Annotated in this window: 9 protein-coding genes; 8 read left to right on the top strand and 1 reads right to left on the bottom strand. The window is 71.6% G+C overall.

The features are described from left to right. Nucleotides 1–165: 165 nt before the first annotated feature. Both AB0F40_RS26140 and AB0F40_RS26135 read left to right on the top strand, forming a co-directional pair. Nucleotides 166–1,440: an MFS transporter gene (locus tag AB0F40_RS26140; RefSeq protein ID WP_357474893.1), complete on the top strand. Its 1,275-nt coding sequence runs from the start codon at nucleotides 166–168 to the stop codon at nucleotides 1,438–1,440. Between the two features lie 4 nt (nucleotides 1,441–1,444). Beyond that, complete coding sequence (locus AB0F40_RS26135; RefSeq protein WP_357474890.1) at nucleotides 1,445–2,560, top strand: MerR family transcriptional regulator; 1,116 nt, start codon at nucleotides 1,445–1,447, stop codon at nucleotides 2,558–2,560. A gap of 31 nt (nucleotides 2,561–2,591) precedes the next feature. Here the strand turns inward: AB0F40_RS26135 and AB0F40_RS26130 are convergent, their stop codons facing one another. After that, complete coding sequence (locus AB0F40_RS26130; RefSeq protein WP_357474887.1) at nucleotides 2,592–3,692, bottom strand: acyltransferase family protein; 1,101 nt, start codon at nucleotides 3,690–3,692, stop codon at nucleotides 2,592–2,594. Between the two features lie 183 nt (nucleotides 3,693–3,875). On the opposite strand from AB0F40_RS26130, the gene mfd reads away from it, so the two are divergent. The 6 genes from mfd (at nucleotide 3,876) to AB0F40_RS26100 (ending at nucleotide 12,140) form a co-directional block, all read left to right on the top strand. Beyond that, the gene (mfd, locus tag AB0F40_RS26125) at nucleotides 3,876–7,493 is read left to right on the top strand and encodes a transcription-repair coupling factor (RefSeq protein ID WP_357474884.1); all 3,618 of its coding nucleotides are present in this window, start codon (nucleotides 3,876–3,878) and stop codon (nucleotides 7,491–7,493) included. A gap of 132 nt (nucleotides 7,494–7,625) precedes the next feature. Continuing rightward, nucleotides 7,626–8,543: an ABC transporter substrate-binding protein gene (locus AB0F40_RS26120; RefSeq protein ID WP_357474881.1), complete on the top strand. Its 918-nt coding sequence runs from the start codon at nucleotides 7,626–7,628 to the stop codon at nucleotides 8,541–8,543. A 186-nt stretch (nucleotides 8,544–8,729) separates the two neighbouring features. Further along, nucleotides 8,730–9,032, top strand: a complete 303-nt coding sequence (locus tag AB0F40_RS26115) for a helix-turn-helix domain-containing protein (protein ID WP_357474878.1) — start codon at nucleotides 8,730–8,732, stop codon at nucleotides 9,030–9,032. Between the two features lie 13 nt (nucleotides 9,033–9,045). Next, a complete protein-coding gene (locus AB0F40_RS26110; protein WP_357474875.1) occupies nucleotides 9,046–10,356 on the top strand; it encodes a HipA domain-containing protein in 1,311 nt (436 codons plus the stop codon). A 46-nt stretch (nucleotides 10,357–10,402) separates the two neighbouring features. Next, on the top strand, nucleotides 10,403–11,263 hold the full coding sequence (gene kynA, locus AB0F40_RS26105; RefSeq protein ID WP_357474872.1) for a tryptophan 2,3-dioxygenase: 861 nt from the start codon (nucleotides 10,403–10,405) through the stop codon (nucleotides 11,261–11,263). Then, nucleotides 11,256–12,140: a hydrolase gene (locus AB0F40_RS26100; RefSeq protein ID WP_357474869.1), complete on the top strand. Its 885-nt coding sequence runs from the start codon at nucleotides 11,256–11,258 to the stop codon at nucleotides 12,138–12,140. The genes kynA and AB0F40_RS26100 overlap by 8 nt, the downstream gene beginning before the upstream one ends. The last annotated feature ends 28 nt before the right edge of the window (nucleotides 12,141–12,168 follow it).

The raw sequence follows: 12,168 nt of genomic DNA, 5'->3' as shown, positions 1-12,168 counted from the left end.
CCTTTTCCTTTTCTAAATTACTTTTTTGTCGGGGCCCCTCCCTTTTTTGTTTTTTACTTTGCCTCGAGGTCGGCACAGGCCTGTGCCGACCTCGAGGCAAAGTAACGACCTCGGCGTAGGAGCCGCATTGACCCTCCAGCAGGTCGAGACCGCAGGGTTCCCAGCATGACCTTCTCCTACTCCTACGCCGCCCGACCACGGACGCCACAGCCGACGCCGGCACGCCGACCGCTCCCGGCGTCGTACCTGGTGTGGCTCGCCGCCGCGACCGTCTCCCAGCTCGGTGACGTGGTGCTCGGCTTCGCTCTCGGCTGGTTGGCGGCAGAGCACGGCGGTGCCGCAGCTGGCCTGGTCCTGGCGGCCGGGAGCCTGCCGTCCGTGCTGCTGCTCCTGCTCGGCGGGGCCATCGCCGACCGGTTCGGCGCACGCCGCGTGATGATCGCGGGCGACGCCGTGATGCTGCTGATGTCGGTGGCGCTGGCCCTCGCCGTCCTGCACGCAGGCACGCCGCTGTGGCTCCTGCTCACGGCGAGCGTGCTGCGCGGGGTGGTCTCGGCGTTCTACCGCCCGTCGGCCGGCTCGATGCCCCGGCGCCTCGTCGCGGACGCGCAGCTCACCCGCGCGCTGGCGCTGCGCCAGGGCGCCGGACAGACGGTGATCCTGCTCGGCGCGCCACTTGCCGGGGTCCTCGTCGCGGCCGGTGGTCTCGGCGCGGTCGCCGTGCTCGACGCGGGCACGTTGCTCGTGGTGCTGGTCGTCCTGCTGCTCGTTCGCGCCCGCTACGCGACCCCGGCGTCGGACCGGAGCATGCCCGTGTGGCGGGCCGCGCTCGACGGGGTGCGGGTCGTACGGCACACCCCGGGCCTGGTCGTAGCGCTGACGCTGGTCGCGGGCGCCGCCGCGTTCCTCCTGCCGACCGTGTCGCTCGTGCTCCCGCTCCTGGCGCGCGACGCGGGTTGGAGTGCGGTCGCTACCGGCGTCGTCGCCGGAGCGCAGGGCGCGGGGATCATCGTGGTCACCGCAGTCGTCGCCCGGCGAGGCGGTGCGCGGCGGCCAGGTGCGACGGCGTCGGGCGGGCTCGCCGTGGCTGCCCTTGGACAGGCCGGGCTGGTGGCCGCCGCAGTGCCGCCGGGCGGGGAGGGAGCGGCCGTCGCCGCTGCTGTTCTCGTGGGCGCCGGGAGCGGGCTGTTCACCGCCCACCTCGCGCCAGTGGTGCTCGGTTCCGCCCCGCGCACGCACCTCGCGCGGGTGCAGGCACTGGTCGGACTGGTGCAGGCCCTGGCAGTGACGCTCACCATCGCGGGGATCGGCGCGCTCGCGGCCGCGACGTCCCCTCAGGTAGCGGGAGGCGCGTGCGCGCTGGGGCTGCTGGGCTGCGCGGCCGCCGGTGGGGTGGCCTTCCGGCGATTGACCCTCGAGCCGGTCGAGAGTGCACAGTGAGCGCATGCACGAACACCTGCGCGGCATCGGGGCGGCGGCACGGGAGAGCGGCCTGCCCGTCAGCGCACTGCGGTTCTACGACGCGGCGGGCGTGCTCCGCCCCGCCTGGTCCGACCCGGTCACCGGCTACCGCTGGTACTCGCGCGACCAGGTGGACCAGGCCCGGCTGGTCGCGCGGCTGCGCCAGGTGGAGATGCCGCTCGCCGACATCGCCGCTGTCCTCGCGAGCCGGCATCGGCCCACCGAGGCGCTGACCGTCCTGGAACGGCACCAGCGGGCACTGGAGGAGCGCTTCGCCGTGGCGCGGACACAGCTGTCCGACGCCCGTGAGCTGATCGCCGACCCGCCGACCACGCGCTTCGAGGTGCTGGCAGCGGACGTCGCGCGGGCGCTCGCCGCCGTCCGCTACGCCGTGGGGTTCGACCCGGGCTGGCCGGCGCTGACCGGCGTGCTGCTCGACTGCTCCGACGGAGTGCTGCGGCTGGTGGCCTGCGACCGCGCCCGGCTCGCCGTCGCGTCGTTGCCGGTCTGGCACCTCGACGGGCCGCCGGTGCGGTTCGTCGCGCCGCTGGCCGCCCTTGCGGCTGTTGCGGCGCTGCCCGACGGCGGAGGCGTGCCGGCCGGCGGGGGCGTGCCGGCCGGCGGGGCCGTGCCGGACGGCGGGAACCGGTCGATGGTGGGCGTTGCGCTGCGGATCGACCGAGCCGTGTTCCGCACACCCGGCGCGGAGCCGATCGTCGCGGAACCGGTCGCCGCCGAGTACCCCGACTACGCGGCCCTCCTGCGGGCGAGCTGGGTTCGTGAGGCGCACCTACCGGCATCGGACCTGGTCAGCCGGGTTGTGAACGATGCGCCCGGTGTCGAGGACACCCCGGCCACGGTCCCCGGCAAGCGGGACATCGTGGCGGTGCTGCTGCGTGACAACGGCGTCGACGTCGTCCGGCCGAGCGTGCCGGGCGCCGTCGCGTTCGACCGCGCCTACCTGCTGGAGGCGCTCACGGCGCTGGGCGGCGGCGACGTGACGCTGGCGCTCGACGCGGCCCGTCAGGTGCTGGCCATGGCGTGCCTTGCCCGGCCGGCGGACCGCAGCCTGCTGATGCCGGTGCGGGTGAGTTCTTGAGCGTGCCCGCTGCGCTATCGACCGTCGGACGTCAACCGGCCGAACCTGTGAGCCGGCGCGGCGGCGCGAACAACCAGCGTGCGCCGATCCGGGGCGCCAGGGTCCCCAGTCCCAGCCCGACGGCGATGGCCACCAACCAGAACGCCACAGGCAGCCACTGCGACTGCGGCGCCGGGATCCACACGGCGTTCCGCCAGAGCACCGAGAGCAGCGCGAGGACCACCGACGTGTGGGTGACGAACACCGGCAGCGTGCGCGAGCCGATCCACTCCAACCCGAGTGACCTGGGCACATAGCGCGCTCCGGGGATCCGCGAGGCGAGGACGCTCACCGTGATCCCTGCCGGCACCCCCGCAGCGTTGGCCAGCAGGTAGAACCCGGGGACGTCGGCGAGACCGAGCTCTCGCACCGCGACCTGGATGCCGAGCCAGACGGCGACGGCTACCACTGCCCAGAGCCAGGTGACCCGCTCGGCGAACCGTTCGAGCAGCGGCCGCAGGTGCAGCCCGGCCAGGAAGAACACCACGAACTGTGCGGTACCCCGCCAGGCGATGGTCTCCGGCTCCCAGCCGGCCAGCGCCCAGCCGCTCACCGCGGCGGCGACCACCAGCTGCACGGGCACCGGGACCCGGCGCAGCACGCGCGCGATCACGAAGAACGCCGCGAGCGTCCAGAGGAACCACAGCTCGGAGCGAGGGATCGGCAGCGACCAGGCGAGGTCGTGGGCCAGCGTGCCCCAGTCGGCGTCGGCCACCTGGTAGTAGCCGGTGAGCAGGCGGACCACCAGCGAGATCGGCTCCCACAGCACGAAGACCCAGGCGAAGAAGAGCAGCTTGCCGCGTGCCAGGCGAGACCACGGCACAGCCATCCACTTGGCGGCGAACATCCCGGAGATCGCGAAGAAGAGCGGCATGCGCAGGCTGCGCAGCGTCTCGTTGATCTCGCGCAGCACGCCCACCTCGTAGCCGGTGGACCAGGTCCAGTTGGTCGCGTGGTAGAGGACCACGAGGCCGATCGCGAGCCCGCGGGCGGCGTCGGGCCAGGCGAGGCGCACGGCGGTGTGCTGTCCGACGGCGTCGTGGCCGCGAGCCGGCACGCCTGCGTGCCGCGGTGACTCGGATGGGGTGAACATCGCCGCACATCGTACGTGCCGAGGTACCTGACGGGATACGTGCCGAGCGTGACCAGGGGACGGCGGAGGGCCGCTGTCGGTGGCCGGGAGTAGCCTGGGACCAGCCCCTCACTCCATGATCCGTACCGGGTCGTGCTCGTGGTGGGCCCGTCGTCGTGCGCCATCGAAGGACTTAGAGCTCCCATGAACCTCACCGGCCTGCTTCCCAGCCTCCTCCGCGATCCCGGTGCGTCCGCCGCCGTCGAGCACGTGCGCGCCCGCGGCTACGTGGACGTGGTTGGCCCGGCCGGTGTGCGTCCGCCGCTGCTGGTGGCCGCGGCGGAGCAGCGCCCGCTCGTCGTGGTGACGGCCACGGGCCGGGAGGCCGACGAGCTGGCCGCCAGCCTGCGCAGCTACCTCCCGGAGGACCGGGCGGACGATGTCGCGGTGCTGCCCGCCTGGGAGACCTTGCCGCACGAGCGGCTCAGCCCGCGTGCCGACACCGTGGCCAAGCGGATCGCGGTGTTCCGCAGGCTCGCCCATCCGGCGGAGGGGCACGGGCAGGACGGCCCGATCCGGCTGCTGGTGATGCCGGTCCGTGCGCTGCTGCAGCCTGTCGTCGAGGGCCTGGGGGAGCTCGAGCCGGTCCAGCTCGACATCGGCACCACGGCTGACCTGACGGATGTCGCCGAGCGGCTCACCGCCGCTGCCTACACCCGCGTCGACATGGTCGAGCGCCGCGGGGAGTACGCCGTCCGCGGGGGCATCCTCGACGTCTTCCCGCCCACGGAGGACCACCCGCTGCGGTGCGAGTTCTGGGGCGACGAGATCACGGAGATCCGCTGGTTCGCCGTCGCCGACCAGCGCAGCCTCGAGATCGCCGAGCGAGGGCTCTGGGCGCCGCCCTGCCGGGAGATCCTGCTGGACGACGCGGTCCGGGCGCGCGCGGCGGAGCTCGTGGAGAGCCTGCCCGGTGCGGTCGAGATGCTCGACAAGCTCGCCGCGGGCGTGGCGGTCGAGGGCATGGAGTCGCTCGCACCCGTGCTGGTGGACCGCATGGTGCCCGTCCTGGAGCTCATGCCGGACGATGCGCTGCTGGTGGTCAACGAACCGGAGCGCGTGCGCCGGCGCGCCCACGACCTCGTCGCGACCACCGAGGAGTTCCTCGCCGCAGCCTGGACCGGTGCCGTCGCCGGTGGTTCCGCGCCGATCAACCTGTCCGCCGCCTCCTTCGAGACCTTCGCCGAGGTGCGCGAGATCGCCGCGCGCCGCGGCCTCGGCTGGTGGACGCTCTCCGCCTTCACGCAGGACACGGAGCTCACCGACGCGGTCACCGACGCGTCGGCCCCGCAGTCCACCGGGGCGGTCTCCGGTTCCGACACGTTCGTGGTCACCGCGCGCGACGTCGAGTCGTACCGTGGCGACCTCGCGCGGGCGCTGGACGACGTGCGCGGCCTGCAGCTCGCGAGCTGGCGACTCGTCCTGACCACCGAGGGACACGGCCCGGCGAAGCGCATGACGGAGCAGCTGTCGGCGGCGGGCACGGCCGCCCGGCTGGCGATCTCGCTCGAGGACGAGCCGGAGCCCGGGATCGTGCACGTCGTGGCGGGCGGCGTCGGCAAGGGGTTCGTGGCGCCCGACCTGCAGCTCGCGGTCTTCTCCGAGCAGGACCTGACCGGGCGGGCCGGCTCCGGTACGCGGGACATGCGCAAGATGCCCAGCCGGCGGCGCAACGTCGTGGACCCGCTGCAGCTCAAGGCGGGCGACTTCGTGGTGCACGAGCAGCACGGCGTCGGCCGGTTCGTCGAGATGGCGCAGCGCACCATGGGCACCGGCGGCAACCGGGCGACCCGCGAGTACCTCGTGATCGAGTATGCGAGCAGCAAGCGCGGCCAGCCGGGCGACCGGCTGTTCGTGCCCACCGACCAGCTGGACCAGGTCACGAAGTACACCGGTGGCGAGTCGCCGTCGCTGTCCAAGATGGGCGGCGCGGACTGGAAGAACACCAAGGCCAAGGCCCGCAAGCACGTCAAGGAGATCGCGGGAGAGCTCATCCGGCTCTACAGCGCGCGCATGGCGACGCAGGGCCACGCCTACGGCCCGGACACCCCGTGGCAGCGTGAGCTCGAGGACGCCTTCGCATACGTCGAGACCCCGGACCAGCTCGCCACGATCGACGAGGTCAAGGCCGACATGGAGAAGTCCGTACCGATGGACCGCCTGGTGTGCGGCGACGTCGGGTACGGCAAGACGGAGATCGCCATCCGGGCGGCGTTCAAGGCGGTGCAGGACGGCAAGCAGGTCGCCATCCTCGTGCCCACGACACTCCTGGTGCAGCAGCACTTCGAGACCTTCTCCGAGCGGTACACCGGGTTCCCCGTCAACGTGCGGGCGCTGAGCCGTTTCCAGTCCGCCAAGGAGTCCGAGGAGACGCTCGCCGGACTCAAGGACGGGAGCGTCGACGTCGTCATCGGCACCCACCGGCTCATCACGGGCTCGGTCGTGTTCAAGGACCTCGGCCTGGTGGTCGTCGACGAGGAGCAGCGCTTCGGCGTCGAGCACAAGGAGACGCTCAAGCAGCTACGGACCAACGTGGACGTGCTGGCGATGTCCGCCACCCCCATCCCGCGCACGCTCGAGATGGCGGTGACGGGCATCCGCGAGATGTCCACGCTGGCCACGCCCCCGGAGGAGCGGCACCCGGTGCTCACCTACGTGGGCGCCTTCGAGGAGAAGCAGATCGCCGCCGCGCTGCGCCGCGAGCTGCTGCGCGAGGGGCAGGTCTTCTACGTGCACAACAAGGTGGAGACCATCCAGCGCACGGCGTCCCGGCTGAACGAGCTGGTGCCGGAGGCCCGCATCGGGGTGGCCCACGGCAAGATGAGCGAGCACCAGCTCGACCAGGTCATCCGCGCCTTCTGGGAGAAGGAGCTCGACGTCCTGGTCTGCACCACGATCATCGAGACCGGCCTGGACATCTCCAACGCCAACACCCTGATCCTCGAGCGCTCCGACATGCTCGGCCTGTCCCAGCTGCACCAGCTCCGTGGCCGCGTGGGCCGCGGGCGCGAGCGCGCGTACGCCTACTTCCTGTACCCGCCGGAGAAGCCGCTCACCGAGACGGCGCACGACCGGCTCGCCACGATGGCCGCCCACACCGACCTCGGCGCGGGCATGCAGATCGCCATGAAGGACCTCGAGATCCGTGGCGCGGGCAACCTCCTCGGCGGCGAGCAGTCCGGCCACATCGCCGGCGTCGGGTTCGACCTCTACGTGCGCATGGTGGGGGAGGCGGTCTCCGCCTTCCGCGGCGATGCCGAGGAGGAGGCGCCAGAGGTCACCATCGAGCTGCCCGTCGACGCACACCTCCCCGAGTCCTACATCGCCACCGAGCGGCTGCGGCTGGAGGCGTACAAGAAGATCGCGACGGCGCACGACACCGGCGCGCTGGACGAGGTGCGTGCCGAGCTCACCGACCGTTACGGCGCCCTGCCCGACCTTGCGGACGCCCTGTTCGACGTCGCGAGCTTCCGCAACCATGTCCGCGAGGCAGGGCTGACAGACATCACGGCGCAGGGCAAGTTCATCAGGTTCGCGCCCCTGAACCTGCCCGAGTCGGCGCAGCTGCGGCTGAAGCGGCTCTACCCTGGAACGATCCTCAAGCCCGCCATCCGGGCGATCCTCGTGCCGTTCCCGACGACCGCGCGGATCGGCGGGCGGCCGCTGCGCGGGACCGAGGTGCTCGAGTGGGCGCGGGGCCTCATCGATGCGGTGATTCTGGCTGATGTGGGGGCTGCGGCTAAGGTCGGCACCAGTTCCTGACTGAGCGCCCACCTCGCAGCATCCCTCACGGTGGGCGTAGGTGAAACTCGGATTCACAGCAACTCATCAGGAGCGTATAGGCTCCACCCGCGTAACTCGCTCATCATGTCTTTTTTGTGTGGAGGACCCCGCATGGCTCTCGGACACCGCGCGCGTGCGGTCATCGGCTCGATCGCGGCAGCAGCCGCGCTCGGAGCGCTGCTGACCGGCTGCTCGACCAGCTCGGACGAGCCGGCGGAGGCCGCCGAGCAGGCGGTCGAGGTAGATCCGGCGCTGCGCGCCATGCTGCCCGGCGAGCTGCTCGCCGAGTCCACACGCATCACGGTCGGTACGGAGTCGGGCTACCCGCCCTTCGAGTACACGAACGAGGCAGGCCGCATCGTCGGGTTCGAGATCGACCTGTTCGACGCCGCCTCGGACCGGCTGGGTCTGAAGTACACGTTCCACGACATGCTGTTCGACTCGCTGCTGGGCGAGCTGTACGCGAGCAACGTCGACGTGATCGCCGCGGCGATGTCGGACACGGCAGAACGACAGGCCGACTACGACTTCGTGGACTACTACAACGACAGCGACGCGATCATGGTCCCTGCCGGCAACCCCGAGGGCATCAAGAACCTCAAGGACCTCTGCGGGCGCACGGTGGCTGTGCTGACCGGATCAACTCAGGAAGAGGCGCTCGCAGGATTGAACGCTGCGGAGTGCCAGGACAAGCCGGTCGAGGTGGTCCAGTTCGACACCGACGCCGACGCGCTCGCGCATGTCCAGGAGGGCAAGGCGGACGCCGAGCTCACCCAGTGGTCCACCGGCGCCTACAACGCGAAGCAGGTCGGCTCCGGCGACATCTTCGAGGTGGCGAACACCGAGATCATCAACCCGACGCCGCTCGGCTTCGTGTTCCTGAAGGGCGACGTCGAGCTGGTGCGCGCCTACCAGGCGGCGGTGCAGAGCATCATCGACGACGGTACCTACGCCGAGATCCTCAAGAAGCACGATCTCTCGGCCGGCGCGATCGAGAAGGCCACCATCAACAACCAGCCGCAGGGCTGACGCACCGCTGAACTTCACGCCTGACGGGCCGTCCCACATCGTGGGGCGGCCCGTTCTGCTGCCGGTGGCGGCGACCCGGGTCGGTCCCGGACCTCTGCCATCTCATCTACGGCGGACAGAAATAGTGGTCAGCTCAGTGACCATTAGGTAGCTCGTCGGTTAGCCTGGTAACCGAAAGGAGCAGTCATGGCCAGAACGTCCCTTCGTACCCAGCGCGACCTCGCCGCACTCGGCGACCACGTCCGTGCCTGGCGCAAGATCCACGGCCTCACGGCCCAGCTCGTCGCCGACCGCGCGGGCATCACGCGCACCACGCTGCGTGCCATCGAGACGGGCACCGGAACGGTCAGTCTCGAGAACACGTTCGCGGTGCTGCGGGTGCTCGGGGTGGCGGACGCCGTCGTCGGCGCGAGTGACCCGCTGACGACCGAGATGGGCAGGTTCCACGCGGAACGTGCCCTGCCACAACGGGTGAGAGTGCCCAGCTGAGAGGGTGAGCCGCATGTCGATACACGTCGAGGTCGAGCTGCCAGGCGGTGGACAGGCCCGCGCCGGTGACCTCGACATGCACCTCAATCGCGGTGGCGCCCTGGTGGGCTGCACCTTCCGCTACGACGCCGCCTACCTGCGTGATCCGCGCGCGTACGCCCTCTGCCCTGAGCTGCCGCTGACCCCTGGCAACATCCCCTCGGGCAGCGACCGTCCGCTGTTCGGCGTCCTCGCGGACTGCCAGCCCGACCAGTGGGGCCGGACCTTGCTGTTCCACGCGGAACGGCGGGCGGCTCGTACGGAGGGCCGCGGGTTCACGACGCTCACCGAGGTGGACTTCCTGCTCGGCGTGCAGGACGAGACCCGCCTGGGGGCGTTGCGCTTCTCACTGGACGACGGCAAGACCTTCCTGGGGCCGCCGCGGGCGGAGGTCCCCGACCTGGTGGACCTGCCGTCGTTGACCGACGCCGCGGACGCCGTCGCGCAGCACCGGGAGACCGACAAGGACGTGCGGCTCCTGGTCGCGGCAGGCACCTCGATGGGTGGAGCGCGGCCCAAGGTGACCGTGCGGGACAGCGCGGGCGACCTGTGGATGGCGAAGCTGCCCGAGGGTGGTGACCGGTGGGACGTCCAGGCCTGGGAGTACCTGACACTGCGGCTCGCCTCGAACGCGGGCATCGAGGTGCCGGTGGCGAGGCTGCACCGCATCGGCCCGGCGCGGTCCATCCTGCTGACCCGCCGGTTCGACCGGCGGCCGGTTCTCCGGGGTCCCCGCGAGGACCCGCAGCGAAGCGAGGACGCCTCGTGGGGTGGAAGCGGCGGGCGCATCGGCTTTCTGTCCGCCGACAGCCTCACGCAGAAGGCATTCTTCGAGGTCATCGACTACCGGACGCTCGCGGAGACGCTCGCCGACCACTCGGGGCGGCCGGCCACGGACGGGCACGATCTGTTCCGCCGGGTCGCCTTCACGCTGCTCGTACGCAACGTGGACGACCACATGAAGAACCACGGGTTTCTCCGTCGTCCGGACGGCTGGTCCCTGTCGCCCCTGTTCGACGTGAACCCGAACCCGTTCGCCGTCGCCGAGTCGACGCCGCTGCGCCCCGGCGGGAACCGCATCGACCGGGACGTGCGGGTGCTGCTGGCCACGGCGGACTCCTACGGCCTCCGGCCGGACGACGCCCGGCGGGTGCTCGGCGAGGTGGCCGCGGCGACGTCGGGCTGGACGCGGATCGCCCGCGAGATGTCGCTGCCGCCCGAGGAGATCGCGCTGATGGCGGAGGCCTTCGAGAACCCGAACGGTGACGAGGCCCGAGCGGCCTGACCTGGGGCCATGCCGACACCGCGGGGCGCGGGGTTACGCTCCATAGGTGACTGGTAACACCCGGCCCATCGAGGCCTCCATCCGCACGGACTTCCGCAACGAGATGGACTACGGCTCCTACCTCGGGCTCGACGAGCTCCTCTCGGCGCAGCACCCGGTGAGCGATCCTCCGCACCATGACGAGCTGCTGTTCATCATCCAGCACCAGACCACGGAGCTGTGGCTCAAGCTCGTGGTGCACGAGCTGCGTGCCGTCCGGGGCTTTCTCGACACCGACGACCTGTCGCGTGCGCTCAAGGGCCTGGCCCGGGTGAAGCACATCCAGCGCACGATCACGGAGCAGTGGTCGGTGCTGGCCACCCTCACCCCGAGCGAGTACGCGGAGTTCCGGGACTCGCTGGGGCAGTCCTCCGGCTTCCAGTCGCACCAGTACCGTGCCGTGGAGTTCCTGCTGGGCAACAAGAACGCGGGGATGCTCCAGGTCTTCCGGGACAAGCCCGAGATCCACGCGCAGCTGGAGACGCTGCTCGGCGAGCCCACCGTCTACGACGCGTTCCTGCGCCTGCTGGCCCGGCGCGGCCACGACGTCCCGGCCGGGATCCTGGACCGCGACGTCACGGAGGCCTGGGTCGAGCACCCGGAGCTGATCGCCGTCTTCAAGACGATCTACGAGGACCCGCACGCCCACTGGGAGCTGTACCAGGCGTGCGAGGACCTGGTCGACATCGAGGACGCGTTCCAGCTCTGGCGGTTCCGCCACCTGCGCACGGTGCAGCGCACCATCGGCTTCAAGACCGGCACCGGCGGCTCCAGCGGCGTCGGCTTCCTGAAGCGTGCCCTGGACCTCACGTTCTTCCCCGAGCTCATCTCGGTGCGTACCGAGATCGACGGCCCGCTCGGTGCGTGACGGCGTGCCGGACGTGGCGCTCCCCGGCGTCGTCGACCGGCACGTGCACCTCGGCCTCGTCGACCGGGCGCTCCTCGCCGACGGCCCGGTCACCGAGGTGCACGACCTGGGCTGGGACCCGCGCGAGGCGTCCGCCTGGGCGGCCACCCCGCCGTCGGGCGTCCGGGTGCGGTACGTGGGGCCGTTCCATACCGCGCCCGGCGGTTATCCGAGCGGGCGTTCGTGGGCGCCCGACGCAGCGGTGCGGCCTGTCGCCACGCTGCGCGAGGCCGCCGAAGCGGTGGCTGACGTGGTCGCCGGGGGCGGGTTCGCGGTCAAGGTCGCCCTGCACGCGGGCATGGCCCTGCTGCCCGACGACGTCCTGCGCGCGCTGGTCTCGGAGGCGCACGCGGGCGGGCTGCCCGTCGTCGTGCACGCTGAGGGCGCCGGCCAGGCCGAGCGCGCCGTCGACGCGGGTGCGGACACGCTGGTGCACGTACCCTGGACCGAACCGCTGTCGCCCGAGCTGGTCGCCCGTGCCGCGCACATGACCTGGATCTCCACCTTCGCGATCCACTACCGGCCCGGCCGGCCGGTCGCCCTGGAGCTGGCGCTCGACAACGCGCGCCGGTTCGTCGCGGCGGGCGGCACGCTCGTCTACGGCACGGACATGGGCAACGGGCCGACGCCGGTCGGGGTGAACGAGCGCGAGATCGAGCTGCTCGGCGAGGTCGGGCTGGCGGGGGAAGCCCTGCTGCGCGCGGTCCTGGGACCGCGGGGCGCTCCGGCGCTGACGGCCGGGCTCCGGGTCCCGGAGACGGCGGACGAGCTGATCGCGTGGCTCCGGGCGGCGGCCCGACAACCCCAGCGCGTCCAGGAAGACGGCCTGCGGCCCTGACTCGACGTACCAGGTACGTCGAGGGAGG

It is taken from the genome of Promicromonospora sp. NPDC023987, from assembly GCF_040639055.1.
Taxonomy (GTDB): domain Bacteria; phylum Actinomycetota; class Actinomycetes; order Actinomycetales; family Cellulomonadaceae; genus Promicromonospora.
The sequence above is the reverse complement of the archived record's forward strand: the minus strand, read 5'-3'. Positions and strand labels throughout refer to the sequence as shown.

Bases quoted from the DNA above. Each gene is read 5' to 3' on its own strand.
- AB0F40_RS26110 (WP_357474875.1), top strand. From the start codon at position 9,046: ATGTCGATACACGTCGAGGTCGAGCTGCCAGGCGGTGGACAGGCCCGC.
- AB0F40_RS26120 (WP_357474881.1), top strand. From the start codon at position 7,626: ATGGCTCTCGGACACCGCGCGCGTGCGGTCATCGGCTCGATCGCGGCA.
- AB0F40_RS26130 (WP_357474887.1), bottom strand. From the start codon at position 3,692: ATGTTCACCCCATCCGAGTCACCGCGGCACGCAGGCGTGCCGGCTCGC.
- AB0F40_RS26115 (WP_357474878.1), top strand. From the start codon at position 8,730: ATGGCCAGAACGTCCCTTCGTACCCAGCGCGACCTCGCCGCACTCGGC.
- AB0F40_RS26140 (WP_357474893.1), top strand. From the start codon at position 166: ATGACCTTCTCCTACTCCTACGCCGCCCGACCACGGACGCCACAGCCG.
- AB0F40_RS26135 (WP_357474890.1), top strand. From the start codon at position 1,445: ATGCACGAACACCTGCGCGGCATCGGGGCGGCGGCACGGGAGAGCGGC.
- mfd (WP_357474884.1), top strand. From the start codon at position 3,876: ATGAACCTCACCGGCCTGCTTCCCAGCCTCCTCCGCGATCCCGGTGCG.